Source organism: Proteus sp. G2609, assembly GCF_963896135.1.
GTDB lineage: Bacteria > Pseudomonadota > Gammaproteobacteria > Enterobacterales > Enterobacteriaceae > Proteus > Proteus mirabilis.
In genome coordinates, this window is record NZ_CAWQNB010000040.1 from 315,090 (window position 1) to 341,109 (window position 26,020).

Genomic DNA, 26,020 nt, shown 5'->3' on the forward strand with positions numbered 1-26,020 from the left:
GTATGTCTTTATTTAGTATTTTCGATATTTCAGGTTCTGCACTTTCAGCACAATCACAACGTTTAAACGTCAGTGCAAGTAATATGGCCAACGTAGATAGCGTTGTGGGGCCTGATGGTGAACCTTACCGAGCAAAACAAGTGGTTTTCCAAGTGAATGCGCCGGCAGGCCAAGATATTGGTGGTGTTCATGTTACGCAAGTGGTGGATGATCCGACCCCCTTTCGTATGGAATACCAGCCAGGAAATCCATTTGCAGATGAAAAAGGCTATGTGCGTAAGCCTAATGTCGATGTAGTCGGTGAAATGATCAACACCATTTCGGCGTCAAGAAGTTATCAGGCTAACGTTGAAGTGATGAATACAGCGAAATCGCTGATGCAAAAAACGCTAATGATAGGTCAATAGGGAGAATAAATTGTGGGTATTTCTGCCTCAATGAATGAACCTACTGATAATACCATTATCGGGGAAGCGCCTTCATCCTACCACACTAAAAAAGGGGGGAGTGATGATATTAAAGGTAATTTCCTGACGTTGCTTATCACGCAGATGCAAAACCAAGATCCCACCAATCCAATGCAGAATAATGAGTTAACGTCACAGTTAGCACAGATTTCTACGGTTGAAGGGATAGAGACGCTAAATAAAACAGTCAATACTATTGTTGGGCAAATTGACCAAAGTCAGGCATTACGTGCGACCTCATTGGTTAATCATATGGTGATGATTGCCGGTAATGATATCTACGTTGATAAGAGTAATAATGGTGAAAACGCTGGCTCTGATACAGATATCGATACAGATAAAACGCCTGATACTAAATTAGATCCGTTATTAAGATCTGCTGATACGCCAGATCCTGATAATGAAAATATCTTCGCCAGCGCCTTTGGTTTTGAATCCTTTAGTCCAATAGATACGCTTACAGTCAATATTACTGATAGCAGTGGGGCTAAAGTTCGCACGATCGAAATGAATTCAAAACTTCTGCCGGATGTTTATCACTTCTTTTGGGATTGCATTGATGATGATGGTAATACAGTTCCTACTGGAAATTATAAATTTACAGTGAACGCCACATTTAATGATGCGCAAGTCCCAGTAAAAACACTTAAAAGTGCGGTAGTCAATTCCGTTTCTATGAAAGAGGGAAAACCTCATCTTGATGTTGGCCTCGGTGTCATCGTTTCATTGGACGAAATTCGTAAAGTTTTTTAATCAACATTAATTCAATAATGGAGGGCGCATGTCCTTTTCTCAAGCAGTCAGTGGTTTAAATGCAGCAGCCGCTAATTTAGATACTATTGGTAATAATATCTCAAACTCTGCAACCTACGGTTTTAAGGGGGCAACAGTCTCTTTTGCCGATGTTTTTGCCGGCTCTGGTGCAGGGCTTGGTGTAAAAGTATCAGGCATTAGCCAAAACTTTAAAGATGGTAGTATCACTACTACTAACCGCCCAACCGATGTGGCGATTTCTGGTGGTGGTTTCTTCCGTATTGAAGATAGTAACGGTGGCGTTTTCTATTCACGTAATGGTGAATTTGGCAAAGATAAAAACGGCTATCTCACTAATATGCAAGGCATGCGTATTACAGGTTATCCAGTACAAAACGTAGACGGTAAAAATGTAGTACAAAAAGGGGCAACACCAACGCCTATCATTATTCCTACCGATATGATGAATGCAAGTGCAACCGATAAAATGGATATGACGGTTAACTTGAATTCAGCTGAAGAGGCTATCGATCAAACAACACATAAATTTGATCCCAAAGATAACGATTCTTATAACTTTAGTACTAACGTGACAACCTACGATAGCTTAGGTAATGAACATAACCTGAACTTATTCTTTGTTAAAACCAAAGATAACGAATGGAGTGTTTATGCTCAAGACACCACAACAGGTGAGCCAGCACAAGATCTGGGTAAATTAGTTTATAAGGATAACGGGGTATTAGATGAAACAGCACCTAAGCTGAAAAACTTTACTACCGTTGCTTATAAAGGTTCACAACCCATGGATATGGAAATGAACTTTAGTGGTAGTACGCAGCAAAAAGTCGCTGAATCAAGTGTCTCTAAACTCGCGCAAAATGGTTACCAAGCAGGGGAATTTACCAATTTCCGTATTGAGCCAGATGGTTCCATTATGGCGACCTACTCAAACCAACAAAGCCAAGTGGTTGGTCAAATCGCATTAGCTAACTTTGCCAATCCTGGTGGCTTAAGTTCACAAGGTGACAATATGTGGTCTGAAACCAATGGTTCAGGCTCACCCATTGTTGGTGTGGCAGGCTCTGGCGTATTCGGTAAATTAACCAACAATGCCTTAGAAGCCTCTAACGTAGATATGAGCCAAGAGTTAGTTAACATGATTGTTGCTCAACGTAACTATCAATCTAATGCGCAGACTATCAAAACTCAGGATCAGATCCTGCAAACACTAGTTAGCATGCGCTAATAACGCAGGAAATCATCTGTTATGGATCATGTGATTTATACCGCGATGGGCGGTGCCAGACACTCAATGGAAAACCAAGCTGTCGTGGCGAACAATTTAGCAAATGCATCAACACCAGGGTTTAAAGCGCAACTTAGTGCGATGCGAGCCGTACCTATCAATGGCGAAACCTTACCGACGCGTACACTTACCGTCGCGTCAACGCCCGGTAGTGATCAGCGTCAGGGAACGATGAATTACACCGGCAGACCGATGGACGTTGCTTTAAGTGATAATGGCTATTTGGCTGTTCAACTTGAAGATGGTACGCAAGCGTATACCCGAAACGGCAATATTGAGCGTAACGCTGATGGCATGTTGATGGTACAAGGGCGTCTTTTGATGGGCGATAATGGCGCAATTGAAGTGCCACCACAAGCGGAAATTAGCATTGCTAATAACGGCATTGTCACGGCTCATGTCCCTACCGATCCACCGAAAATGCTAGGGCAAATTGGTCGCCTAAAAATGGTGAAGCCAGAACAAAATGATTTGGTACGAGGCGATGATGGTCTATTTCACCTATCACCTCAAGGTACAGCACGAGTGGGTGAAACGTTACCTGCGGACGATAACGTCAAAGTCCTTGCTGGTGTATTAGAAGGTAGCAACGTCAATCCTGCTGAAGCCATGGTCGATATGATTGCCAATGCCCGCCGTTTCGAAATGCAAATGAAGGTGATCCACAGTGCAGATGATAATGCGCAACGCGCTAACCAATTGCTATCAATGAGTTAAATAGTGTAAGGGGAAAACCATGATCCGTTCTTTATGGATTGCTAAAACAGGGTTGGATGCACAACAAACTAACATGGATGTGATTTCCAACAACCTCGCAAACGTCAGCACAAATGGTTTTAAACGCCAACGTGCGGTTTTTGAGGATTTACTCTATCAAACTATTCGTCAACCGGGAGCGATGACATCCGAGCAGACGAATGCGCCTTCTGGTTTACAAATTGGTACTGGTGTTCGCCCAGTGGCGACAGAGCGTTTACATAGCCAAGGTAATTTAGCCCAAACTAATGGTACGCGTGATGTTGCTATCAAAGGGCAAGGTTTTTTCCATGTTCAATTACCTGATGGTACGGATGCTTATACTCGTGATGGCTCTTTTCAAATGGACCAAAATGGGCAATTAGTGACCTCCAGTGGCTTTCAAATCGTCCCAGCGATTATTTTGCCAGAAACCGCTAAAAAGGTGATGGTAGGTCGTGATGGTATTGTCAGTGTGGAGATTGAAGGATCGCCTGCACCTCAACAAGTAGGGCAATTAACACTCACCACATTTATTAATGATAGCGGGTTAGAAAGTGTTGGGGAAAATCTGTACTTAGAAACAGCCAGCTCCGGAGCACCCACTGAAAATGCGCCGGGTATTAACGGTGCGGGCTTGTTATATCAGGGATATGTTGAAACCTCTAACGTTAATGTCGCGGAAGAATTGGTCAATATGATCCAAACTCAGCGTGCTTATGAAATTAATAGTAAAGCGATTTCAACTTCTGATCAGATGTTACAGAAACTCACGCAACTCTAATTTCGTTGATTCATTAGCCTGACAGAATTTCTGTCAGGCGTATTACTAAAAGAGTATCGAAGATGGATACAAAGGTCATTACTGACAATTCTGGGGCAAGCAAGCTTAGTGTCAGATGGCGTCGTCATCAACGTTTAGGTACCGCCCTGTTGGTACTGACACTAGCAGGGTGCGCTCAGATACCGAAAAAACCATTGGTTGAAGGACACACCACGGCAATACCTACTGCGCCTACCACACCAGCACCTAATGGCTCTATTTTTCAGGCTACCCAGCCGGTTTATTTTGGTTATCAGCCATTATTTGAAGATAGGCGACCGCGAAATATTGGCGATACATTGACTATCACCTTGCAAGAAAATGTCAGTGCCAGTAAAAACTCGTCGGCGAATGCCAGTCGCAATGGTAAAGCTGGTTTCCTTGCTTCTATTACACCAAGGTTCTTAGAAGGATTATTAGGGAATAGCCGTACTGATATGGGCATGGAAGGAAACAGTGAGTTCGGTGGTAAAGGTGGTGCTAATGCGAATAACACCTTTAAAGGCACCATTACGGTAACGGTTGATCAGTTATTGGCAAATGGCAATCTACACGTTGTAGGTGAAAAACAAATTGCGATAAACCAAGGCACTGAATTTATTCGATTTTCAGGCGTTGTGAATCCGCGCACTATCAGTGGCTCAAACACGGTCAATTCAACCCAAGTTGCTGATGCGCGTATTGAATATATCGGAGACGGTTATATTAATGAAGCGCAATCCATGGGATGGCTACAACGTTTCTTCTTAAATGTATCACCTTTTTAACGAGTAGGATCTAGATGAAAAAATTAGCGATTAGCCTTTTCTTTATCGTGATGACATGTGTCGGCTTTTCTGCCCATGCCGAACGGATCAGAGATCTTACTTCGGTTGAAGGGGTAAGAGAAAATGCGCTGATTGGTTATGGTTTGGTTGTCGGCCTCGATGGTACGGGTGACCAAACCATGCAAACACCTTTTACCACGCAAAGTCTAAATAACATGCTCTCACAATTGGGGATCACCGTACCTGCGGGCACCAATATGCAGTTAAAAAACGTCGCGGCAGTGATGGTGACAGCAAAACTACCTCCTTTTGGTCGTACTGGGCAATCTATCGATGTGGTTGTTTCTTCATTAGGTAATGCCAAAAGTTTACGAGGTGGTACGTTACTGATGACCCCACTTAAAGGGGTAGATAGTCAGGTTTATGCGGTAGCCCAAGGGAACATTGTTGTCGGTGGCTCTGGTGCTTCTGCGGGAGGCAGTAGCGTAAAAGTCAATCAGTTAGCGGGTGGACGTATTAGTAACGGTGCCATTATTGAGCGTGAGTTACCTTCTCAGTTTGGTCAGACGGGATTATTAAACTTACAGCTTAACGAAGAAAACTTCACGCTAGCACAAAGTATTGCTGATGCGATTAATAAACTACGAGGGGTAGGAACAGCTCTTCCTCTTGATGCCCGTACGGTGCAATTACGTGTACCTCTTGGTAAAAGTGAACAAGTTCGTTTCTTAGCAGATGTGCAAAACCTTGAGGTAAAACGAGTTATTGCTGATGCTAAAGTGATTATCAATGCAAGAACAGGTTCCGTTGTAATGAACCGTAATGTGGTATTAGGTAGCTGTGCCATCGCACAAGGCAACTTATCTGTTACGGTAGATAGCCAAGTGAATGTGAGTCAACCGAATACTCCCTTTGCAGGTGGCAGTACGGTTGTGTCACGTAATACGAGTGTTAATGTCAATGAAAAGGGTGGTTCATTACAAAAAGTCAACGCCAGTGCTAGCCTCAATGAAGTGATCCGTTCACTCAATGCGCTAGGTGCGACCCCAACAGATCTCATGTCGATATTACAAGCGATGGAAAGTGCGGGTTGTTTACGGGCGAGATTGGAGATTATCTGATGAAAGAGTTATCTCTGCTTTCTTCAATGCCGAATATTTCAACGCCAGCATATGATAGTAACGCATTGAATAAACTTAAATATCAGGTTGGACAAAATGCCGATCAGCAAGGGCTGCGCCAAGTGGCGCAGCAACTTGAGGGGGTTTTTGTGCAAATGATGTTAAAAAGTATGCGTGAAGCTATTCCACAAGAGAGTATGTTCAATTCAGAAAGCACTAAAATGTACACCTCTCTTTATGATCAGCAAATTGCTCAAGATTTATCCAAAAAAGGCTTGGGGTTTGCTGACATGATTGAAAAACAACTGTCAGCTAAAGTAACGATGGAACCGAGCGAACTGGCCGGTAAAACGCCGATGCCATTAGACAGCAGTGATATTTTTCAATCAATGCCAACACAAGCATTAGGCCAGCTCTATCGTGCGATGCAACCGTTACAAAATGCAGTTGAAAGTACGGTAGGCAAGTTAAAAGGACTGTCTGAAAGTAGCGCTTCTTTTGCCGCTAAATTGTTAGGGCCTGCTAAACAAGCGACACAAGGTACAGGTATTCATCATCTTTTAGTTGTAGCACAAGCGGCACTAGAATCTGGCTGGGGTAAACGAGAAATTTTAACGGGTGATGGAAAACCGAGCTACAACCTGTTTGGTATTAAAGCGGGGCGTTATTGGAAAGGGCCTGTCACTAATATTATGACAACGGAAGTGATTGACGGTAAATCGATCAAGATGCGTGATAATTTCCGTGTCTACGGCTCTTATGTGGAGGCTATCCAAGATTATCTAAGATTGCTTACGGAAAGCCCGCGCTATGCCAAAGTACCGCAAGCCAAAACACCAGAACAGGCAGCTTTTCATATTCAAGAAGCCGGTTATGCGACCGATCCGGGGTATGCCAAAAAACTTGTTTCTATTATAGGGCAATTAAAGGGACAGGGTGAGCAAGTTGCGAAAACTTATACCCATGATTTAAGTGAACTCTTTTAACTATTCTCCCCTCAAGTTTAGGGGGGAATAACCGATAACAAATAGCAGAGCATCCATATCAATTGCCTAGTTATGCTCCGAACATACAGGAGATGACTAAACGTAAAAGGATAGACAAATGTCCAACAATTTAATTAATACAGCGATGAGCGGGCTTAATGCAGCACAAGCTGCGATGAGCACAATTAGTAATAATATCGCTAACCAAAAAGTAAATTGGTATAACCGTCAAATGACCGTATTTAATGAAAACGGTGGCACGATGACCAGTAATGGTTATATTGGAAATGGTGTTAATGTGAGTCGTATTCATCGCGAATATAATGAGTTCCTTGCGGGGCAAATGAATCGTGCGGTAACAAAACAGAGTGCTTTAAATAGCTATAACAAAAATATCTCGCAAATAAATAATTTATTAGCGGATAAAGGCAATGATGTTTCCAGTGCAATTGATGACTTCTTTACCAGCTTACCTAATGTAACGAACAATGCGGAAGATAACCCAGCTCGTACCACCATACTGGGTAAAGCGGAAGCAATGGTGAATATGTTTAACAAAGCGGATCAATCATTACGCGATCTCGAAAAAGACATTAATAGCCAAGTCACTAATACCACTAAGAATATTAATGAATATTCCAAGCAGATAGCTAAATTAAATCAAGAAATTAGCCGCTCACAAGGTTTTAATGGTGCCGAGCCTAATGATCTGCTCGACCAACGCGACCGTTTAATTCAAGAGCTAAATACGCTAGTTGATGTACAGGTGACCCAACAAGATGGCGGGTTTGTTAATGTCAGCTTTGCCAATGGTCTTCCTCTTGTTGCGGGGACGCGCTCTTATGAAGTCTCTGCTATTCCTTCCAATAAAAACAGTGAACGCCTTGTTGTTGGTTATAGCAACGGTATTGATGAAGTTCGTGAGGTTGATGCTAAACGTATTAATGGCGGTGAATTAGGTGGCGCTTACCGTAGCCGTAATGAAGTATTAGATGCAAGCCGAAATCAATTAAACCAATTAGCTTTAGTGTTGGGCGATCAATTTAATAAACAACATGAGCAAGGTTTTGATTTAAACGGCGATAAAGGTGATAAGTTCTTCAACCTAGGTGGGGCACATACCATGCCTAATGGTAAGAACAAAGGTGATGCGACTTTTGATGTCAAATACACTGACACAAGAGAAGTTAAAGCTGCGGATTATACGGTTAAGTATGAAGGTGGTAAATGGAATGTCACTGTAGAGCCGGGGAATCGTAAATTTACAGCAACACCTAATGCAACAACGGGTGAATTAGAATTCGAAGGAATGAGCATCAAAGTCAATGGAGCTGCACAAGAGGGCGATTCTATCGTTGTTCAATCTGTAGGCAACGTGATTGCAGGAATGAGTGTTGCAATCAGCGATCCAAGCAAAATAGCTGCCGCGGGTACAAAAGACTCTGGACCTAGTGATAATGAGAACATGAAAAAATTGTTCGAATTACCCGATGAAAAACTTATCGATGGTAAAGCAACAATTGCTGGTGGTTATGGCTCACTAATAAGTATGGTGGGTAATAAAGTGAATACTGCGCAAGTTGATTATGATGCGCAAAATGCGATCACCAGCAGTATTTTAACACAGCAACAATCGGTTTCAGGGGTCAACTTGGATGAAGAATACGGCGAAATGTATCGTATCCAAGAGTATTACATGGCAAATGCAAAAGTTATTCAAACTGCAAATACCATGTTTGATGCGATTATGCAGGTCTTATAAACCCTCTTTGATTAAGGAATAAATCGTGCGTTTAAGTTCAAATCAAATTTACACTCAGCGAGTGGATAATATTACTAGCTCGCAAAGTAGATGGATGACAGAAGGGAATAAAATTTCCAGTGGTCGACGTGTTGAAAAACCTTCTGATGATCCGATGGCGGCCTCACAAGCGGTAATGGTTAAGCAATCTGAAGCGCGTAATCAGCAATACGCGACAGCACGTGGATTTGCTAAAAACAGCATGTCATTGCAAATGAGCCTTTCAAGCCAAATGGTCAATATCACCACAAAAATTCAAGAAACATTAGTGGCTGCCGGTAATGATGGCGCATTAAGTGATGAAGATCGTGCCTCTCTTGCGGAACAATTAAGTGGTTTAAAAGATCAGTTAGTGGGGATTGGCAATACGAAAGATGGTGTTGGACGTTATGTTTTTGCTGGTTTCCAAACAGATAAACCACCTTTTGTTGCAGACAAAACGGGTAAAATCACCTATCAAGGTGGAGACAAGCAAATTACTCAAAAAGTTGATAGCAATATTGAAATGGTATCCAACTTTACAGGGATAGAAACGTTACAATCATCGGGAGGAAAAGGCACAGAGCCAGATATTTTTAATGCCTTAGATGAGGCCATCAGTGCACTACGTGAACCTCTAGTTGGAAAACCACAAGCTGATCGTGATGCTGCATTAGATAAGATTAATACGGCTAACCGTGTTAATCGCGCCACATTAAATAATATTTCTAGTGTGGAAGCTAAATTAGGTTTACAGCTTCAAGAACTTGATAATTTAGATGATTTAGGTGCAGATACCTCATTAAGAAATGCTAAACGCTTAAGTGAGTTACGTGACTTAGATTGGACACAAGCAATTTCAGATTATTATCAAGAAGAGTCGGTATTACAGGCATCTTATAAAGTCTTTAATGACATGAAAGAGATGTCGATGTTTAAGATGTATCGTTAATTTAGTCGCAATAGTAAATAGCATCTTATTCTATAAAATAAGCGATTATCCCCTGATATTTATCAGGGGATTTTTTTATCTGTAACGAATGAAGTCAGTACAAGGTTTATGCATGACTTTAGTCGCAGTAGCAGTAAGTGCCCGTGCTGATCCTTTAGCACGAATATTAAGTTATCTAGCTGACTTTATTCATCACTGGTTTATAGCAAATGATATATTAATTGTGGAATAAACAAAACAAGTGACAAAAAGCAGATTTAATTAGCCAATGGAAAAATAGATAACACAATCTCAATCATCAGGTTTTTCAAGAAACTAATTGCTGCAATATTAAGGTAATACGATTGAATGTATCGCTAAAGACACGCTCAGTAAACACAGGTAATGCCGGCATAATCAGTGATAACGCCAACATACCGATCGTGAGGGTAAGAGGGAAACCGACCACAAAAACAGAAAGCTGTGGTGTCATACGGTTTAAAATACCTAATGAAAGGTTGAGCACTAATAGTAGAGTAATTAATGGCATGGCTAACATCATCCCGTTAATAAATATAGTGCCACCACTTTGTACTAAAGTAAGGATACCCAATGAATTAAAGGTCTGATTTCCAATAGGAACAACATAGAAAGTATCTGCTAATACCGATAACAGCCATAAATGCCCATCAAACACCATAAAAAGCAACATGGTTAACATGTTAAAGATACGAGCAAGAATAGGCATATTCGGGCCACCTGAAGGATCGACGAAAGTCGCAAATGACAGCCCCATCTGTAAACCAATCACTTCTCCTGCATGACGTACAGAAGCAAAAGCTAACTGCATAGATAAGCCTAAAATTGTGCCAATTAAAATTTGTTGGATCAGTACCCAAAAAGCCATGATAGAAAAGAGAGGTACTTGACTTTGCGGTAGTCCTGGTGCAATTAACGCCGTGGTTAAAAAGGCGAGTCCAATACGAAATTTTTTAGGTGTCTGTTTTTCACTAAACAAAGGCGCGGTACTAAAGAGTGCCAAAATACGCACAAATGGCCAGAAAAAATCACTGATGTAGCCATTAAGTATTTCACTGGTCAAGGTTATCATTGTTATTAGCCAATCATTCCTGGAATGCCAGTAAATAAGTTATGCATATAGTCTAATAACAAACTGAGCATCCACGGGCCTGCGACTAAAATAGCCGCTAATACAGCAAGGATCTTAGGAATAAACGACAGTGTCATTTCGTTTATTTGTGTTGCTGCTTGCAGCATGCTTATTACTAAACCGGTAACCAGTGCAGACAATAATAGAGGTCCAGCAAGGGATAAGGCAATTTTCATCGCTTCCGTTCCTAATGCTAAAACAGATTCAGGCGTCATAAAGAACCTCTTTGCTAGTTAAAAAAGCTTTGAGCCAATGAGCCAAGTATTAACTGCCAGCCATCGACTAATACAAATAACATGAGTTTAAAAGGCAGTGAAACGGTGGCGGGTGGCACCATCATCATACCGAGTGCCATCAAGACGCTGGCAACTACTAAGTCTATGATGAGAAAAGGGATAAAAATCATAAAACCAATTTGAAAAGCGGTTTTTAGCTCACTGGTAATATAAGCAGGTACTAAAATTCGCATGGGTACGCTATCGCGTGTTTCAAATGCGGGGGCATCAGCAAGACGAGCAAAGAGTGCAAGATCGGTTTCGCGCGTTTGTTGCATCATAAACTGGCGCAGTGGTTGTGAGCCATTATCGAGTGCTTGTTCAAAAGTAATTTTATCTTCACTAAAAGGGAGATAAGCATCTTGATAAATTTTATCAAACACCGGTGCCATAATAAAAAATGTCATAAATAGCGCAAGACCCAGTACCACTTGGTTAGGGGGAGCAGAAGGTGTCCCTAACGCATTACGTAATAAACCCAGCACAATGATAATCCGAGTAAAACTCGTCATCATCAGTAATACGGCGGGAATAAAACCTAGGGCTGTGATAAAAATCAGTGTTTGTACTGGCAATGACCAGCTTTGGCCACCTCCCGGTAATGGGTGTGAAATAACACTGGGGAATTGAGCAAACGCATGGCTTGGCAATAGTGACAAAATAAGGACACTAGCGAAGAGAGGCCAGCGCTTTAATGCGTTAAAATAAGAGACACACTGATGCATTATGAGTTGCCTTTATCTCGCTTTAGCGTTTTTTGTAATAATTGAATAAATAACGGTGAAGAAGGTGGTATAGGCGCTTCCTGCGAGGCATGATTAGGAATGGGTAAGGTGTGTAACAGATTAATCTGCGATGCCGTAACCCCTAATACAAGCCATTCCTGCTCGATTTCAACAACGACAACACGCTCTTTGGTACCTAATGAACAGCTCGCTTTAACCGTGAGTTGGGCTTGATTAGCTTTAAATGTACCGCGAGCAAAGCCAAAACGGCGGAAAAGCCACATTGCAACAATAATCAGTACAATAATACCCGCAAGCGCGGTGCTGACTTGCACAAGGCTTTGTCCAACGGGTAAAGGTTGCGCCGGTGTTTGGATAACTTGCGTTGTGGCGGGTGCGGCAGTATTAACCGCACCTTGGCTGGAAAAGGAAGGGATCTGTTCCATAGATCAACGACTCAGACGGCGCATACGTTCTGAAGGAGTGATGATATCGGTAATGCGAATACCATATTTATCAGAAACGACCACGACTTCTCCTTGGGCGATTAAGTAGCCATTGATAAGAATATCAAGGGGTTCACCCGCAAGCCCATCTAATGACACTACAGAGCCTTGTGATAGGCTTAGGAGTTTTTTAATCGTCATTTTGGTACGCCCTAACTCTACTGTCAATTTGACAGGAATATCCATAATCAAATTGATATCAGATAGATGATTAAGCGTATCATCTTCAGGTAACAGATGTTCGAATACGTCGGAACTATTATCTTGGCTTTTGCCAGTTTGCTGTTCCATTGCATCAGCCCACATATCCTCAGCCGATTGTGAATTATCAGTTGGGCGATTTTCATCACTCATTGGTTTGTTCCTCATCCAGAGCGTTTAAAACAGGGTTAATTAAATGTTCAACACGAAGGGCGTATTGCCCATGGACTGTACCGTATTGACTTGTTAATACCGGCACACCATCAACATGTGCAATCAATCTTTCTGGTTTATCAATAGGGAGCACATCCCCTTTTTTCAGGGTAAGGACTTTTGATAAACGCAGCGGAATGTCAGTAAAGTTAGCAACCAACTCAAGCTCTGAGTGCTTAACTTGGTTTACTAAACTGTCTAACCAAACGCTATCTTCTTGGCGAAGGTTTTCAATTGGTGGATTGATTAGCCGTTCACGTAGCGGTTCAATCATGGCAAAAGGAATACAGATACTAAATTCCCCTACCATAGAGCCAATTTCTACTTGAAAAGGTGTCGTCACCACAATGTCATTTGGTGATGAGGTGATATTGGTAAATTTTACCTGCATCTCAGAACGAACATATTCAACTTGAATTTTGAAGATGGAGTCCCAAGCATCACGATAGGCATCAAGTGCCAGTTTTAACATTTTGTTGATAATACGCTGCTCTGTATTGGTGAATTCGCGTCCTTCAACGGGAATTGGAAAACGCCCATCGCCACCAAACAGGTTATCAACCGCGATATAAACCAGATTCGGCTCAAAGGTAAATAATGCTGTGCCGCGTAACGGTTTTAAATGCACCAAATTTAGATTAGTTGGTACAGGTAGGTTACGGGCAAAGTCATGATAAGGATGAATTTTTATGCCACCAACCGTGATATCAGGGCTTCGGCGAAGCATATTAAACAGCCCCATACGGAATTGACGCGCAAAACGTTCGTTAATAATTTCTAACGACTGTAACCGTTCTCGAACGACACGACGTTGCGTGTTCGGGTCATAAGGCTGAATATCCGGTTCATTCGGATCCTTCGCTATCGCAGGTTCCCTGTTCGCGCTTTTTTGGGCGTCGTCACCTGATGTGTCATCATTCAGCAGAGCATCTATCTCTGCCTGTGAAAGGATATTATCGCTCATAATGATTATCGCAGAATAAACGTGGTAAACAGTACATCGGAGAGGATCTGTTCAGATTCACCCGGTACAAGAGTCGGTCTCAGCGTTTCTTTTATTTCTGTCATGAGTTGTTGTTTCCCCGCATCTGTTGCAATTTTATTAGCGTGTTGACGAGAAAGAAGTAGTAGCAAGCGACTACGAACTTCGGGTAAATAATCATGTAAGCGCTTACGTGTATTCTCATCATGTAAGCGTAACGTGATCCCTATGTAGAGTACGCGATCTAAATGTTCTTCTTCATCAATCAGATTGATGGTAAAAGGCTCTAATGACATAAAAACGGGGGCCGGTATAACTTTTTGCTGACTAGTGCCCGTAGTACCTGATTTAGCATGCTTCAATGCCCACCAACTATATCCACCGAATGCCGCTGCAATAATGGCGATCACCAATAATAGGATGATCAGAATTAAGCTATAGCTTTTACGTTCATTGCTGTAATTAGACATGGACAGTTAAATTCCTGTTTTGTAGTGGATACGTGTTCACTTTTGTGGACTTCCATATCCATCTAAATCAACCTTAATTATCCCGCTATTTCTGTTTTTTAATGGCAGAAACAGATAGGGAAAAAACCATTAACTCTTACGTTTATTGACATAGTGTGTCCTCCCAATACATTTGTATTAGGCAAAAATATCGACACCACCACGAGCAGAGGCTAACTCTTGAGGCGTAAGGGTTATCTTTTGTGCCGTTTCTGAGGCTAATTGCATAGAATTACCCTCGCTTCTTTGATGATTATCGGCACCATTTCCACTAAATTGAGAGGAATCTGACATATTTTGTTGTTGCCAACCGTCATGACTGTCGCTAGACACTTGACTTTGTGTGAGTTGTATCCCATTTTCAGAGAGCGCTTGACGCAAATGATGCAGGGAATTTTCTAACACAGTACGCACTTGTCCATTTTGAGAGGCAAGATGTAATTGAGCCTGTCCATCTTCAATTTTCATGCGAATATGTAATGAACCCAACTCTTCGGGATGTAAACGTAGCTCAGCTTTTTGTAAACCATTACGACTAAACATCACAATTTGCTGATTGAGTTGCTGTTGCCATTCCGGTGTGCCTATTTGTGCATTTAACATCGGGGTAGGCATCGAAGGAAAGTGCATTTGCGCTTGCATCATTGATGACGGTTGCGTATGACTTGCTACTGATGAAGAGGCAAACACCGAAGAGGTCGATAATCTATTGTGTAGATCGCGTTCAGCAATACGGTTATTACCGATTATTTGGTTTGCCAGATTATCGGCTAATTTTGTATTGGCTGATGCTTTGTCATCGGCTAACAATCCATCCGCTTTTTCTGCCACGGAAGATAACAGTGAAGCGTTATCAACTTTCTTTGCTGAATGCCCATTCGTTAAATGGCGAGCTTCATGTGTTGCAAGTTGGGTTAATGACGCTGTTTCAGGGCGTAATTGAGCAAGTAATGATTTGTCATCTGCGTTAGCTTGTGTATTGAATTGTTGCCATTTATCGACAAGATCACGTTCAGCACGGGCATTTTCTGCCATAAGGTGAGATAACTCGTTTCCATTCCCAGCATGCTTTAACGAGGTTCCCAATAAATGTGGCTGATGAGCTTGGTTGGCTGAAAGCGATGTAGATTTTAACCCTGCAAGTCCGGCAAGTTGTACAGGAAGCTCTGCCGCTAATTCTTCTGCGGACATTAATGAAGAGGCCGTTTTATTTTCAAGAATTGAGCTAAATTGCTCATTATCAGGTAACGAGAGGGCAAGATGGGTATTTTTCGTTGCTGGCGCCTCTAATGCCGCATATTCAGTGACAATAGTATTAATATCGTCATCATTTTGTTGGTCTTTATTTTTTTCAGTGTGATTGTGCGCCTTATTCTCTTTTGAGGAATGGCCTGAAATAGAGGCGTTTTTTTTATCACTGGGTGTATTCTGAGGTTGAGTACTCAGAAGTTGTGCAAATGTCGACGCATTATCACCGGGTTGACTTGTTGTAGCGGATGTCGTTCCCGGAGAGGTTGCTGTGACATCCATGGTCAGAAGCGTTATCTCCATCAAGTTGTTCTCCGTAAAGTACTACGCTGTGCGTACTCATCCATTTGTTTCTGCTCAATACGATCAAGTTGTCGCTTACGGCTATCTTCAGCGCGTTGCTCCAATGTCTCAAACGCATTGAGTCGTTGCTGTTTTTCTCGCCAATGTTCCGTTGCAAGGTCGAGTTGCGCTTGCCAATGACGAAGTTGCTGTTTATGTTGCTCGATAGTTAATTCAAGTGTTTTGAGAAATTGTTGATAGTTTTGCCATGATGCTGATGACATGCCTCCCACATTTAACGTCTGGTTGAGACGAATACGGTATTCATCCTGATACCCGATCAACATATTGAGTTGCTGTTCCATCTGTTGATGACTCTGGCGGACTTGGGCTAGTTGGACAGCGGCTTGTTCTGCCGCTGTCTGTGCCAGTTCCCTCAGTGTCACTAAAGGTGACTGCTCCCGCATTGGAACCCTCTTTACTTTTCCTGATTATGTTCAGAATGAATCTAGTGTGATCAGTTGATTAAGTTGTTCACAAGCATGTTGATAGCTACATTGCTCTTGAATATCTTGTTGTAAGAATTTTGCTAATGATGGATAAAGGGCAATCGCCTTATCCAGCATAGGATCACTGCCTGCGGCATAAGCCCCTACATTAATTAAGTCGCGATTGCGCTGATAACTGGATAATAGCTGCTTAAATACTTGTACTCGGCGATAATGTGTTTTATCAATCAGTGAGGTCATCGCACGGCTAATGGACGCTTCAATATCAATAGCAGGGTAGTGACCCGATTCCGCCAGTGAACGCGAAAGCACGATATGGCCATCCAAAATAGCACGGGCAGAATCAGCGATTGGATCTTGCTGATCATCACCTTCTGTTAACACGGTATAGAAAGCAGTAATGGAGCCACCACCATCAACGCCATTACCGGCACGCTCAACAAGTGCGGGTAATTTTGCAAATACAGAAGGGGGATAACCTTTTGTCGCCGGCGGTTCACCAACGGCTAAGGCAATTTCACGCTGCGCCATGCTATAGCGAGTTAACGAATCCATAATTAATAAAACATGTTTACCGCGATCACGAAAATCTTCGGCAATACGGGTTGCATAAGAAGCACCTTGCATTCGTAAGAGTGGCGAAACATCAGCAGGTGCTGCTACTACCACCGAGCGTGCTAATCCTTCTTTACCTAGGATATTCTCTATGAAGTCTTTAACTTCACGACCACGCTCACCAATAAGCCCCACGACAATGACGTCGGCTTGAGTAAAACGCGCCATCATACCTAATAGAACACTTTTCCCGACACCCGAGCCGGCAAAGAGTCCCATACGTTGGCCACGACCGACCGTAAGTAGTGCATTGATGGCACGTACACCCACATCAAGTACATCTGTAATGGGGGTTCGTTGTAATGGGTTGATAGGTGGCGTAATCAGTGGTGCTCGATAACTGGTATCTGGCGGCGGTAAACCATCTAGGGGATCACCTGAGCCATCAAGTACGCGGCCTAATAGAGCATCTCCAAGAGGCAATTGTCGGCCTTCGCCTTCACGACCGGGGATCGATTGAGCGTAGACTCGAGCACCTGGGGTTAATCCTTCCACTTCTTGTAGTGGCATGAGTAACATTTGGCTACCGTTAAATCCGACGACTTCACTTTCAACTTCTTCAACCGTTTTACCAATGGTACGTTCTATTAAGCAGGTTGAGCCAAGGGGCATAACTAGCCCCTTAGCTTCCATGACTAAGCCTGTAGCACGGGTTAAGCGACCATATTGGCGAATGCGTGGAATTTTATTTAAACGAGATTCTGCTTCATTGAGCTTTTCTAACCAACGCCCCAATCTTGCGGTCATTACAACGCCTCCGGTGCAGCAAGACGACACAATTCATGCCAACGTGTCGCAATTGTGGAATCAAGATCACCATCATTGGTTACAACACGGCATCCCCCTACATGGATACTATTATCAGCCACCACTTTCCAACCGTGGGCGGTAAGAGAATCGCCTAATTCCTTTTCAATCAGAGGGATATGTTTAGGGTTAATCCGTAGCTGTGGATCCCCTGCAAACATCTGCTCTTGTTGCAACATTAGTGTAATTTGAGCAAGTAATGCAGAGCCATCACAGACCGCAGGTTGTCCAAGTACTTCTTTGGCCGCTGTGAGTGCTATCTGCATTAATCGTGAGGCAATAACACTATCTAAACCATTTAATGAATGCCTAAATTCAGCTAATAAGCCTTGCCATTCATTAATAAAAGGTTCTTGTTTAGCAATGCCTTGACGGATACCTTCTTCGATACCCGATTGTAATCCTGCCTGATAGCCTTCCTGATAACCCTGGTTTTTCCCTGCCTCAAAGCCTTCAGCATGGCCCAGTTTTTGAGCCTTTTCTTTCATGTCATCAAGCATATTAATTTGCTCGAGGACTTTCTGTTGCTGAACGACTTCTTTTTCTTGATTTTCGTCTTCCTTCTCGTCTAATTCAGTGTCTTCCTTGACTTTTAATTCCCAGTCAATAAGTTCTTTTGGAACCCAAGGCTTCCAGTTTGTATCAGTATTTTTATCAGACATAGGTATCGTCTCCTCCATGAAGAACAACTTCACCGCTCTCAGCTAAGCGACGTACAATAAGCAGAATTGCTTTTTGCTCAGCTTCCACTTGAGACATGCGAACAGGTCCACGAGACGCCAAGTCATCACGCATAATTTCAGCAGCACGCTGTGACATATTGTTGAGGAAATGATCGCGTAGTTCTTGATCGCAACCTTTTAATGCCACAACCAAGGATTCGGATTCCACTTCCTGTAGAATGCGCTGAATTGAACGGTTGTCGATATCGATAAGGTTTTCGAACAGGAACATTTCGTCGATAATTTTCTGTGCCAATTCGCCGTCGTAGTCGCGTACTGCGGTGATAACATTTTCTTCTTGCTGACTTTTCATCAAGTTGATAATTTCAGCTGCAGTACGAACACCACCCATTTTGCTACGTTTGAGATTTTGACCATCAAGTAAATTGTTCAGTACTTCTGTTAATTCAGCTAAGGCTGATGGCTGAACACCACCGAATGTTGCGATACGTAACATAACGTCATTACGTAATTTTTCATCAAACAGAGCAAGAATATCAGCAGCTTGACCACGTTTTAAGTGAACTAAAATGGTGGCGATAATCTGTGGATGTTCATCACGGATAATATCGGCAGCCATTTGTGGCTCCATAAAGTTAAGTGTCTCAATACCTGTTGTGGTTTCACGGGTTTCTGAGATCTCATCGAGCAGATTATTAGCACGCTCTTCACCTAAGGCTTTAACAAGTACAGAGCGTAAATAATCATTAGCATTCACATTTAATGCTGCATACTGAACAGCATCTTCTTCGAAGCTTGCCATCACATCAATGAGTTGTTGATTGGAGATCTGACGCATAGAAGACATCGCAATACTCAGTTGTTGCACTTCACGTGTCGTTAGATGTTTAAATACTTCTGCTGCGCGATCTTCACCCAATGTCAGTAACATAACGGCGCTTTTTTCGGTTCCAGTTAAGTCATTACTCATTGTTCTTTACTCATCCATTGACGAATTACCATGGCTACAACACGAGGATCTTTTTCTGCCATCTCTCGAATACGTTGGCTTTGTAATTCGGCACTAACACGTTGACGTGCTTGTTTACGTCTTGATTCTTCATCTAATTCGGCTTCGTTGACATCATCTGTCACTTCAAGCTTGGTTTTCAAAATCGCTTTTTGTGCGGCGACTTCTGCTTCACGGCGTTTTTCAAGTTGAGGTTTCACTAATTTACGCCATAAGATCCACGCGATGATAACAAGCAATAACCAGCGGCCTAAATCTAATGCTTTAGCCAATATTTGTGGATTTTCCCACATAGGAACGCTAATCACTGGCTCTTCGGTATCGTTAAATTGAGAATTAACCACACTTAAAGAGTCACCGCGCTCTTGGGAATAACCCATCGCTTCACGTACTAAACTTTCAATTTGTTGAAGCTGTTCATCGGTTAACGGAACTTGTTTATTTTCGACAATAGGCTCTTCACCTTCTGTTGCTTTTTTCTTGTCTTCTACGGTTTTGTAATTGACGATTACCGCAACAGAAAGGCGCTCAATATTGCCAACAGGTCGTTTAACATGACGAATACGACGATCTACTTCATAGTTGGTTGTTTCATCTAAACGGCTATTGCTGTTTGGATTACGCGTCATTGAACGATTAGCATTGGTTGATGTTGCTTTCTCATCAGCCGCCGTGTCTTTGGCTTTTTCAATTGGCGCTTGCGGTGGTGCAACAGGTTGATTAGATAACGCACCGGGCACACCGCCAGCTAACATGCCTCCATTTTGCTCACTTTGGCTCACTTGTTTTGAGCGTACTGCAGCTTGGTTAGGGGGCTGATTAGGCTTGTACTCTTCAGCGGTTTCTTCTGTATGAGAAAAATCAACTTGAGCGGTGACCTGCGCATGAACATTACCACGTCCAACAATAGGGCCTAATAGTGTTTCAATACGTTGCTGGTAGCGACTTTCCAACTCTTGGACATATTTGAGTTGAATAGAATTAAGATCACGACCTAAAGCATCGGGCTGTGTTAATAACTTACCGCTTTGATCAACAATGGTCACATTACTATCGGGCATACCTGCAACACTACTTGCTACAATATGTACGATGGCATTAATTTGACCTTCGTCCAAGGCTCTACCTTGTAGCAGACCTACTGTTACAGAAGCAGAAGGTGATTTTTGCTCACGAACAAAAAGAGAGGGTTTAGGCAATGCTAAATGAACACGAGCATTTTGCACTGGACCTAAGGTTTCGATGGTACGAGCAAGCTCCCCTTCAAGTGCACGTTGATAGTTAATCTGTTCACTGAACTGGCTGATCCCAAACTTTTCTTTATCAAGTAGTTCAAAACCGGCAGCTCCACCTTTTGGAAGCCCCGCTTGTGCGAGTTTCAGGCGTAATTCATGAACCTGATTGTCAGGTACCATAATCGCAGAACCATTTTGTGATAGGCGATAGGGTACATTCATTTGTGTTAACAGTGTGACAATTTCGCCACCATCTTTATCGCTAAGATTACTATAAAGCACTTTATAATCAGGGCTTTGTAGCCATAAAAAAGCAGCAACAAAAATGGCAATCGCCGCCGATCCCGCAATAATAAGCGGAATTTTCGGATCGGCTTTTATCCGGTTAATAATGGCGTTAAAACCTTTTTTCTGGTTCACAACGTCGGTTTTTTCGGCATTCATAGACAATCCTTGCCTTGTAGTTCGGGATGAATACTAAAAGCGTGGCGTAACAAAACAGACTCCCCTTACGCAAATAAATAAACCTACTCTCAGGTGTCTCATTATTGGCCTTTTGCGTTTCATTTAATGGCGTAATTAGCCTTTAACTTTTGCGTTAATTACTCGCTTTGGAATGAAGCCCTTGTGTTAGGGTATTACTCGGTAAGCGTGTTGGTTCACCTACTTACTATGACATTGATTCAAAAATTGAATTAGATGATTAACGCAGAGGTTTATATGTCAATTCCAGCTATTGAAAGTGTTCTGGATAAAATGCAAATTCAAACTTTACAAGCATCCAATATTGCCAAACCCCAGCCAGTACAGGCAGGATTTGCAACTCAGTTGGTTCAAGCAGTAGGTAAAATTAACGAAACTCGTGTTAATGCAACCAACAAAGTACAAGCATTTACGTTAGGTACGCCCGGTGTTGAATTAAATGATGTGATGGTGGATATGCAAAAATCCAGCATCTCATTACAAATGGGCGTACAAGTGCGTAATAAGCTGGTCGCCGCTTATCAAGAGATTATGTCAATGCAGGTGTGATAAAATTAACTCATTGAGATAAAAGAATATTATCTTTGTTGTGGCTCGATGGGGACATATAGGGGATAGGAGCATTCAATGTTTGGCTTAATAGCAATATTGGGTTTTGCTCGTATTCATGCATCTAAGCATCATATTATCCTGTACCATTTTTGCTGATGGGTCCCCCATCTGTTGATGAAGTGATAATATTATCTCTGAATGGGGGACCAATTTACTTATGCTACTACAAGCACAGAAGGTGAAAGAGGAACCCAGACAAAAAGAAGAGGAAGAAAATAAGGGCATCAATAGCGCAGCAGAAATTGATAATTGATTAATTATATAAATTAGGCCTCTTTATTTTTTAACGTAAAAGATAATCACAATATAAAGGTTAATTATAATGTGATTATCAATATGTTAAAATTAGACCCCAAAGTTAAAAGTGAGGATCACTTGGCCTGTATAATCAAGACCCATTGTAAGATCAGTACCATCTTCAGTTAACATTTTTTTTGAGTGCAAATAAGTTAGCGCAACATTATACACTATTTTATTTTCATTATAGAATGTAGCTTTAAAAGCCTTTCCAGATAATAAGTTAAGCTTATCAGGCGAGACATATTGTTGCTGTTCTGCTGTCCATCCAACGGTAGCACCTTTTACTATTTGGGACTCATTAGACCACTTACCATTATCATAACCGGAATCACCATCATTAGCTCGTGAAAGATAAGCATCTTTTCCATCAACTGTTACATCTTTCCACCGGTATGTAATTCCACCTACGGTTTTAGATGTATCGGCACTATCCACTAAATTAAAAGCGTGTGCTCTAAAATTGATATTCATATCGGGAGTTTGGATAAAGGAATTAGGATAGCCGTCAGTTGCTCTAAAAGTTAAAAAAGTTGATGTGTCACATGTCACTGTCAGTGTATTTGAAATAGATGGAAGTTGATTATAGGTCATATCGTTAGGTATCACGGACGGTGAAATATTCCCTAAATTATAGACTAAATCAGCATCGCCACCATTAATAGTACAAGTAGGTGGCTTAATATCACCATTGATTTTTAAGTTAGCCACAGGCGTTTTAGCCAATACCGGCGTTGATATTATACTCAGCATAGCAAGACTGAGTAATACTTTTTTCATATCATTATTCCTTTATTCTTTTTTAGAGGATAAATAACAAAACAATATTATATAATACACCTTTTATTCATTTATTTAATGTTAAATAAATATGTTTTTTAATATATCTAATTTAGACTTTCTTAAAGTGAGTTTATTTTACTATCCGATATTCTCTAAAAGAGATAATTAAAAATAGTGTTTTAATCCTGATAGGTAAATGTGGATTTTATATTAATTAAACAAGATTTGTAATTAGATACTCTTATTTAGATTATTTTATATTTTTATATAAATATAATTAAATTAATCAACTTTAAAACACTCATTTTTAATAAAATCCTTTCCGTCATTTTCGTATTCACAAGACAACATTTCCTATGTAAGCTGTACTAACTAACAACGCACTGAGTGACACAAACGATGCGCAGAATGTTGCAGCAAAAAATCATCCAAGTATGTGATACAAAAATAGCGCAAAAGGGAGAAGGGGTAGGCCTCTCTTTTTATGCTTTTTTTGCTAATAAAAATGATGATCCTGAATTATTAATGGAAGCGGCAACTTGGTGGATAATGACGCATAAATTAGATCATTTTGAAAAAGCCATAAAAATTAAGAAAATGATACAAACTGAAATGGACGCTAATCGCTAGATCTGTACGCTGTTATCATTTTTATCAACCTGATACGAAAAAACTGAAAATTATTGATTATTATCACATTAACGTCAGTCATAAACCGTTATGGTAATTTTATGATTAATAACGTAAACGGTGATGATATGGAATATTGGTTTATTGCGTATAAAGTGCGTTCCAGAAATGGTGATACCTACGCCGGGCATAAAATAGTAGAAACTGAGAGTGGGATCACACCCCATATTGCGTTAGAAAAAGCATGTCAGGAAGTTGCACAAGGGGCTCAAGCTGATATTCCTGCGGTGAGAGTTGTGGCATTTAATCGTTTATAAGCGTATCAATTAATCAAAATCTCGTTAAGATCATTAGCGAGATTTTTTGTTTTTATCTCAACTTCAACGGTAAGAAGAAAAATAAACACTTCGTTAATGATTTATTTTTAATCACTCTCTTCACTATCCCAATTCGCTATCACAATAAATAATAAATCTATTAAGATTTAGTCTCTTAACTTAGTGAAAGATTCGGTATTGTGTCTATTATCAGAGTAATTTTTTCGCTAAAAAAGCAGATAATGAATAGCATTAGTTTAATTAAGATGGCTATACAACAATTAATATACGACTTAACTTAAATAGTTATTAATTATGTGATCTGAACTGTGATAATGACTTTTTTATATTTGAATAAAAAAAGTGTCGTCGTTAAAGTTTACTTGAGCTAAGGAATAGCTCGATACAAGGAAATAGAGATCATATTTTGATTTTTTAGTAAAACATACAAGGAATTTTTAATTATGACAGTATTAACCGTTTATTTATGTGGTACCGGCGCTTCATCTTTTGATAATAATAATCATAATAATCCTGTTTATTGGCAAGGTGAGCTTGTTTCCACCTTGGCGCATAATAATCAAGATCGCGAATTTGCTCAGTGGTTTATTGTAGATGGCCCAGGTAGCGGTAATTTGCAAGAAGATGATTTATGGGTTGAAAGCCCTAATTATTCAGATTTAAAAGGCTCTTTATTTGGCAGTGGATGGGAAGAAAATGTTGAACATGCACTGTGCTTAATGAAAGGCAACTTTGACTGGCAACGTGAAAAGTTAACAGAACAACAATATAATCAACTGAAAAAAGCGGGTATTCCCATTGAAGATGTTGAAGTGACCGGCTCTTTTTTATGGCGTAAATATAATTATGGTGACCGCTATGTCACTCAACAACAACTTCAGCAACAAATTATTCGTACCTTTCGCAAAGATGGCATCATTCCCACCCAAGTGAATTTAATTGGTTGGAGCCGTGGTGGCATCACCTGTCATATGCTTGCCAATGCCATGTTAAAAGATCCCCTATTAAAAGATATTCCAGTCAATATTTTTGCTATTGACCCAGTTCCAGGGCCACTTAATTTCCAACCAGAAAAGGTGACACTAGGTAGTAATGTTAAGGAATATGTCGGATTTTATGCCATTGATGAACGTTCAAAAGGATTTGCTTGCGTTATTCCAACGGTGACTGCTGAGACGAAAATGCATATTTTCCCGCTTTCTGGACGTCATGCGACCTTAGTAGGCAATGCTGCTATTGATGGTAGTGAAGGTAAAAATGCACTATTTTCACCGGGGTTAATTGTGCGACATTTTGCAGAAAGATGTTTAACACGTTGGGGATGTCAATTAGCGAACAAGCTAGAATTAACTGATAAGGAGATATTTGAGCATCATACTGATATTAAAAATGATGCGGATAAATATATTGCTATGCGCCGTAAAACTTATTCCATATATGAAAGTAGCGGTGATGATGAACGTAAAGTTTCATTAGGTAAAGAGGGTAAAGCATTCTCTGATATATATGGGGCACAATATGAGCCTTCTATGGCATTAACCGCAGACTATTTTGCAAACCCTCAACTCTACGATGTGATCAAATAAATCATTTATTATCTATTTGAAACAGTAAGTTTATCGCCTGCCATGTGTAGGCGATTTTTATTTATCGGTGATGATATCAGTAAATGGAGAACAAATAGATGGGGAAGAGTAGGTGATGATAGCGATAGTCTAATGATATAGTGTAATAAATTGAGTTTTTATCATGTTATTTTTATATCATATCGTTTAATTGCTACAACGTTACCGATAACAAATAATATCGTATAGCAAGATATAACTCGGTAAATAAAGACGCCATTAGCTAATAAAACCGCTTTTGGCGCAGAGGAAAGTTATTTTAGATTGAGATCAGGATAATAACTATGCTCTGAAAACTGACCATAGCTATTTTGTACCCTCTGCTCTTGTTCAGTCTGTCTTATTAAAACAGCGAGCTTATCTAATCTTGCTCGTAATAAATTTCGCGTCTCATTTTCATTTTCGAGTATTTTCTTTAACATATTGGTGAGCTGCTGTTGTATTATCAGCTCACCCTCAGTGGGTTTTATCATCTTAGTGATAATTTCTACACTTTTTAAATAATCCATTTCCATTTCTATCAGCTGATCCCACTGCTGATTTTTGGCAAGCGTTAACATTTGCTCACTTAATTTCAAAACCTGCTCGTAAGCTGCCATTATATCCATAT

At 40.9% G+C, this 26,020-nt stretch carries 29 protein-coding genes; 14 read left to right on the forward strand and 15 right to left on the reverse strand.

Annotation, left to right across the window (positions count from 1 at the left end; all coding sequences use genetic code 11):
* Positions 1-2: 2 nt before the first annotated feature.
* The 10 genes from flgC (at position 3) to flgL (ending at position 9,693) form a co-directional block, all read left to right on the forward strand.
* Positions 3-407: a flagellar basal body rod protein FlgC gene (flgC, locus tag AACV01_RS14785; protein WP_004243537.1), complete on the forward strand. Its 405-nt coding sequence runs from the start codon at positions 3-5 to the stop codon at positions 405-407.
* A 12-nt stretch (positions 408-419) separates the two neighbouring features.
* The gene (locus AACV01_RS14790) at positions 420-1,220 is read left to right on the forward strand and encodes a flagellar hook assembly protein FlgD (RefSeq protein ID WP_046334247.1); all 801 of its coding nucleotides are present in this window, start codon (positions 420-422) and stop codon (positions 1,218-1,220) included.
* 28 nt (positions 1,221-1,248) lie between these two features.
* Positions 1,249-2,469 (forward strand): flagellar hook protein FlgE, encoded by a 1,221-nt coding sequence (gene flgE, locus AACV01_RS14795; protein ID WP_004243535.1) that lies wholly within the window; start codon positions 1,249-1,251, stop codon positions 2,467-2,469.
* A gap of 21 nt (positions 2,470-2,490) precedes the next feature.
* Positions 2,491-3,246: a flagellar basal body rod protein FlgF gene (locus AACV01_RS14800; RefSeq protein ID WP_004248338.1), complete on the forward strand. Its 756-nt coding sequence runs from the start codon at positions 2,491-2,493 to the stop codon at positions 3,244-3,246.
* A 19-nt stretch (positions 3,247-3,265) separates the two neighbouring features.
* Positions 3,266-4,048: a flagellar basal-body rod protein FlgG gene (gene flgG / locus AACV01_RS14805; protein ID WP_004243533.1), complete on the forward strand. Its 783-nt coding sequence runs from the start codon at positions 3,266-3,268 to the stop codon at positions 4,046-4,048.
* Positions 4,049-4,110: 62 nt separating this feature from the next.
* Positions 4,111-4,854, forward strand: a complete 744-nt coding sequence (locus tag AACV01_RS14810; protein WP_004243532.1) for a flagellar basal body L-ring protein FlgH — start codon at positions 4,111-4,113, stop codon at positions 4,852-4,854.
* Positions 4,855-4,868: 14 nt separating this feature from the next.
* Complete coding sequence (locus AACV01_RS14815; protein WP_161683160.1) at positions 4,869-5,975, forward strand: flagellar basal body P-ring protein FlgI; 1,107 nt, start codon at positions 4,869-4,871, stop codon at positions 5,973-5,975.
* Complete coding sequence (gene flgJ, locus AACV01_RS14820; protein ID WP_020945877.1) at positions 5,975-6,961, forward strand: flagellar assembly peptidoglycan hydrolase FlgJ; 987 nt, start codon at positions 5,975-5,977, stop codon at positions 6,959-6,961. Before AACV01_RS14815 ends, flgJ begins: the two co-directional genes overlap by 1 nt.
* A 118-nt stretch (positions 6,962-7,079) precedes the next feature.
* Positions 7,080-8,723 carry a flagellar hook-associated protein FlgK gene (gene flgK / locus AACV01_RS14825; RefSeq protein ID WP_004243528.1) on the forward strand — a complete coding sequence of 548 codons (1,644 nt, stop codon included), beginning with the start codon at positions 7,080-7,082 and terminating at the stop codon, positions 8,721-8,723.
* A gap of 25 nt (positions 8,724-8,748) precedes the next feature.
* The gene (gene flgL, locus AACV01_RS14830) at positions 8,749-9,693 is read left to right on the forward strand and encodes a flagellar hook-associated protein FlgL (protein WP_004243527.1); all 945 of its coding nucleotides are present in this window, start codon (positions 8,749-8,751) and stop codon (positions 9,691-9,693) included.
* A gap of 307 nt (positions 9,694-10,000) precedes the next feature.
* On the opposite strand, the gene fliR is transcribed toward flgL, so the two are convergent.
* The 13 genes from fliR to fliF form a co-directional block, all read right to left on the reverse strand.
* On the reverse strand, positions 10,001-10,783 hold the full coding sequence (gene fliR / locus AACV01_RS14835; protein ID WP_004243525.1) for a flagellar biosynthetic protein FliR: 783 nt from the start codon (positions 10,781-10,783) through the stop codon (positions 10,001-10,003).
* Positions 10,784-10,788: 5 nt separating this feature from the next.
* Positions 10,789-11,058: a flagellar biosynthesis protein FliQ gene (gene fliQ / locus AACV01_RS14840; RefSeq protein WP_004243524.1), complete on the reverse strand. Its 270-nt coding sequence runs from the start codon at positions 11,056-11,058 to the stop codon at positions 10,789-10,791.
* Positions 11,059-11,072: 14 nt separating this feature from the next.
* Positions 11,073-11,843, reverse strand: coding sequence for a flagellar type III secretion system pore protein FliP (fliP, locus tag AACV01_RS14845; protein ID WP_004248331.1), 771 nt, complete (start codon positions 11,841-11,843; stop codon positions 11,073-11,075).
* Positions 11,843-12,289: a flagellar biosynthetic protein FliO gene (gene fliO / locus AACV01_RS14850; RefSeq protein ID WP_060554755.1), complete on the reverse strand. Its 447-nt coding sequence runs from the start codon at positions 12,287-12,289 to the stop codon at positions 11,843-11,845. Before fliO ends, fliP begins: the two co-directional genes overlap by 1 nt.
* A 3-nt stretch (positions 12,290-12,292) precedes the next feature.
* On the reverse strand, positions 12,293-12,703 hold the full coding sequence (gene fliN / locus AACV01_RS14855) for a flagellar motor switch protein FliN (protein ID WP_004243521.1): 411 nt from the start codon (positions 12,701-12,703) through the stop codon (positions 12,293-12,295).
* On the reverse strand, positions 12,696-13,727 hold the full coding sequence (fliM, locus tag AACV01_RS14860; RefSeq protein ID WP_004243520.1) for a flagellar motor switch protein FliM: 1,032 nt from the start codon (positions 13,725-13,727) through the stop codon (positions 12,696-12,698). Before fliM ends, fliN begins: the two co-directional genes overlap by 8 nt.
* 5 nt (positions 13,728-13,732) lie before the next feature.
* Positions 13,733-14,215: a flagellar basal body-associated protein FliL gene (fliL, locus tag AACV01_RS14865; RefSeq protein ID WP_004243519.1), complete on the reverse strand. Its 483-nt coding sequence runs from the start codon at positions 14,213-14,215 to the stop codon at positions 13,733-13,735.
* Positions 14,216-14,392: 177 nt separating this feature from the next.
* Entirely contained in the window at positions 14,393-15,805 is a 1,413-nt protein-coding gene (locus AACV01_RS14870) for a flagellar hook-length control protein FliK (RefSeq protein ID WP_161683162.1), read from the reverse strand.
* Positions 15,805-16,251, reverse strand: coding sequence for a flagellar export protein FliJ (gene fliJ, locus AACV01_RS14875; protein WP_020945872.1), 447 nt, complete (start codon positions 16,249-16,251; stop codon positions 15,805-15,807). The genes AACV01_RS14870 and fliJ overlap by 1 nt, the downstream gene beginning before the upstream one ends.
* A gap of 30 nt (positions 16,252-16,281) precedes the next feature.
* The gene (gene fliI / locus AACV01_RS14880; protein ID WP_046334241.1) at positions 16,282-17,655 is read right to left on the reverse strand and encodes a flagellar protein export ATPase FliI; all 1,374 of its coding nucleotides are present in this window, start codon (positions 17,653-17,655) and stop codon (positions 16,282-16,284) included.
* Positions 17,655-18,377 (reverse strand): flagellar assembly protein FliH, encoded by a 723-nt coding sequence (gene fliH, locus AACV01_RS14885; RefSeq protein WP_036918548.1) that lies wholly within the window; start codon positions 18,375-18,377, stop codon positions 17,655-17,657. The genes fliI and fliH overlap by 1 nt, the downstream gene beginning before the upstream one ends.
* Complete coding sequence (gene fliG, locus AACV01_RS14890) at positions 18,370-19,368, reverse strand: flagellar motor switch protein FliG (protein ID WP_004243510.1); 999 nt, start codon at positions 19,366-19,368, stop codon at positions 18,370-18,372. Before fliG ends, fliH begins: the two co-directional genes overlap by 8 nt.
* The gene (fliF, locus tag AACV01_RS14895) at positions 19,365-21,086 is read right to left on the reverse strand and encodes a flagellar basal-body MS-ring/collar protein FliF (protein ID WP_161683164.1); all 1,722 of its coding nucleotides are present in this window, start codon (positions 21,084-21,086) and stop codon (positions 19,365-19,367) included. Before fliF ends, fliG begins: the two co-directional genes overlap by 4 nt.
* 276 nt (positions 21,087-21,362) lie before the next feature.
* Between fliF and fliE the strand changes: the two genes are divergently transcribed.
* A complete protein-coding gene (gene fliE, locus AACV01_RS14900; protein ID WP_004248328.1) occupies positions 21,363-21,674 on the forward strand; it encodes a flagellar hook-basal body complex protein FliE in 312 nt (103 codons plus the stop codon).
* A 408-nt stretch (positions 21,675-22,082) separates the two neighbouring features.
* On the opposite strand, the gene AACV01_RS14905 is transcribed toward fliE, so the two are convergent.
* Positions 22,083-22,814 carry a fimbrial protein gene (locus tag AACV01_RS14905; protein WP_104836527.1) on the reverse strand — a complete coding sequence of 244 codons (732 nt, stop codon included), beginning with the start codon at positions 22,812-22,814 and terminating at the stop codon, positions 22,083-22,085.
* A 402-nt stretch (positions 22,815-23,216) separates the two neighbouring features.
* On the opposite strand from AACV01_RS14905, the gene AACV01_RS14910 reads away from it, so the two are divergent.
* The 3 genes from AACV01_RS14910 (at position 23,217) to AACV01_RS14920 (ending at position 25,371) form a co-directional block, all read left to right on the forward strand.
* Entirely contained in the window at positions 23,217-23,447 is a 231-nt protein-coding gene (locus AACV01_RS14910) for a DUF6500 family protein (protein ID WP_036895222.1), read from the forward strand.
* Between the two features lie 101 nt (positions 23,448-23,548).
* Positions 23,549-23,764 (forward strand): hypothetical protein, encoded by a 216-nt coding sequence (locus tag AACV01_RS14915; protein WP_004243502.1) that lies wholly within the window; start codon positions 23,549-23,551, stop codon positions 23,762-23,764.
* 464 nt (positions 23,765-24,228) lie between these two features.
* Positions 24,229-25,371 (forward strand): hypothetical protein, encoded by a 1,143-nt coding sequence (locus AACV01_RS14920; RefSeq protein ID WP_046334239.1) that lies wholly within the window; start codon positions 24,229-24,231, stop codon positions 25,369-25,371.
* Positions 25,372-25,664: 293 nt separating this feature from the next.
* Here the strand turns inward: AACV01_RS14920 and fliT are convergent, their stop codons facing one another.
* Complete coding sequence (gene fliT / locus AACV01_RS14925; RefSeq protein ID WP_004243500.1) at positions 25,665-26,018, reverse strand: flagellar protein FliT; 354 nt, start codon at positions 26,016-26,018, stop codon at positions 25,665-25,667.
* Between the last annotated feature and the right edge of the window lie 2 nt (positions 26,019-26,020).

What these genes read in the sequence shown, in the direction of transcription:
- flgC (WP_004243537.1), top strand. Translation starts at nt 3, where the DNA reads ATGTCTTTATTTAGTATTTTCGATATTTCAGGTTCTGCACTTTCAGCA.
- flgE (WP_004243535.1), top strand. Translation starts at nt 1,249, where the DNA reads ATGTCCTTTTCTCAAGCAGTCAGTGGTTTAAATGCAGCAGCCGCTAAT.
- AACV01_RS14800 (WP_004248338.1), top strand. Translation starts at nt 2,491, where the DNA reads ATGGATCATGTGATTTATACCGCGATGGGCGGTGCCAGACACTCAATG.
- flgG (WP_004243533.1), top strand. Translation starts at nt 3,266, where the DNA reads ATGATCCGTTCTTTATGGATTGCTAAAACAGGGTTGGATGCACAACAA.
- AACV01_RS14810 (WP_004243532.1), top strand. Translation starts at nt 4,111, where the DNA reads ATGGATACAAAGGTCATTACTGACAATTCTGGGGCAAGCAAGCTTAGT.
- AACV01_RS14815 (WP_161683160.1), top strand. Translation starts at nt 4,869, where the DNA reads ATGAAAAAATTAGCGATTAGCCTTTTCTTTATCGTGATGACATGTGTC.
- flgJ (WP_020945877.1), top strand. Translation starts at nt 5,975, where the DNA reads ATGAAAGAGTTATCTCTGCTTTCTTCAATGCCGAATATTTCAACGCCA.
- flgK (WP_004243528.1), top strand. Translation starts at nt 7,080, where the DNA reads ATGTCCAACAATTTAATTAATACAGCGATGAGCGGGCTTAATGCAGCA.
- fliR (WP_004243525.1), bottom strand. Translation starts at nt 10,783, where the DNA reads ATGATAACCTTGACCAGTGAAATACTTAATGGCTACATCAGTGATTTT.
- fliQ (WP_004243524.1), bottom strand. Translation starts at nt 11,058, where the DNA reads ATGACGCCTGAATCTGTTTTAGCATTAGGAACGGAAGCGATGAAAATT.
- fliP (WP_004248331.1), bottom strand. Translation starts at nt 11,843, where the DNA reads ATGCATCAGTGTGTCTCTTATTTTAACGCATTAAAGCGCTGGCCTCTC.
- fliO (WP_060554755.1), bottom strand. Translation starts at nt 12,289, where the DNA reads ATGGAACAGATCCCTTCCTTTTCCAGCCAAGGTGCGGTTAATACTGCC.
- fliN (WP_004243521.1), bottom strand. Translation starts at nt 12,703, where the DNA reads ATGAGTGATGAAAATCGCCCAACTGATAATTCACAATCGGCTGAGGAT.
- fliM (WP_004243520.1), bottom strand. Translation starts at nt 13,727, where the DNA reads ATGAGCGATAATATCCTTTCACAGGCAGAGATAGATGCTCTGCTGAAT.
- fliL (WP_004243519.1), bottom strand. Translation starts at nt 14,215, where the DNA reads ATGTCTAATTACAGCAATGAACGTAAAAGCTATAGCTTAATTCTGATC.
- AACV01_RS14870 (WP_161683162.1), bottom strand. Translation starts at nt 15,805, where the DNA reads ATGGAGATAACGCTTCTGACCATGGATGTCACAGCAACCTCTCCGGGA.
- fliJ (WP_020945872.1), bottom strand. Translation starts at nt 16,251, where the DNA reads ATGCGGGAGCAGTCACCTTTAGTGACACTGAGGGAACTGGCACAGACA.
- fliI (WP_046334241.1), bottom strand. Translation starts at nt 17,655, where the DNA reads ATGACCGCAAGATTGGGGCGTTGGTTAGAAAAGCTCAATGAAGCAGAA.
- fliH (WP_036918548.1), bottom strand. Translation starts at nt 18,377, where the DNA reads ATGTCTGATAAAAATACTGATACAAACTGGAAGCCTTGGGTTCCAAAA.
- fliG (WP_004243510.1), bottom strand. Translation starts at nt 19,368, where the DNA reads ATGAGTAATGACTTAACTGGAACCGAAAAAAGCGCCGTTATGTTACTG.
- fliF (WP_161683164.1), bottom strand. Translation starts at nt 21,086, where the DNA reads ATGAATGCCGAAAAAACCGACGTTGTGAACCAGAAAAAAGGTTTTAAC.
- fliE (WP_004248328.1), top strand. Translation starts at nt 21,363, where the DNA reads ATGTCAATTCCAGCTATTGAAAGTGTTCTGGATAAAATGCAAATTCAA.
- AACV01_RS14905 (WP_104836527.1), bottom strand. Translation starts at nt 22,814, where the DNA reads ATGAAAAAAGTATTACTCAGTCTTGCTATGCTGAGTATAATATCAACG.
- AACV01_RS14910 (WP_036895222.1), top strand. Translation starts at nt 23,217, where the DNA reads ATGCGCAGAATGTTGCAGCAAAAAATCATCCAAGTATGTGATACAAAA.
- AACV01_RS14915 (WP_004243502.1), top strand. Translation starts at nt 23,549, where the DNA reads ATGATTAATAACGTAAACGGTGATGATATGGAATATTGGTTTATTGCG.
- AACV01_RS14920 (WP_046334239.1), top strand. Translation starts at nt 24,229, where the DNA reads ATGACAGTATTAACCGTTTATTTATGTGGTACCGGCGCTTCATCTTTT.
- fliT (WP_004243500.1), bottom strand. Translation starts at nt 26,018, where the DNA reads ATGGATATAATGGCAGCTTACGAGCAGGTTTTGAAATTAAGTGAGCAA.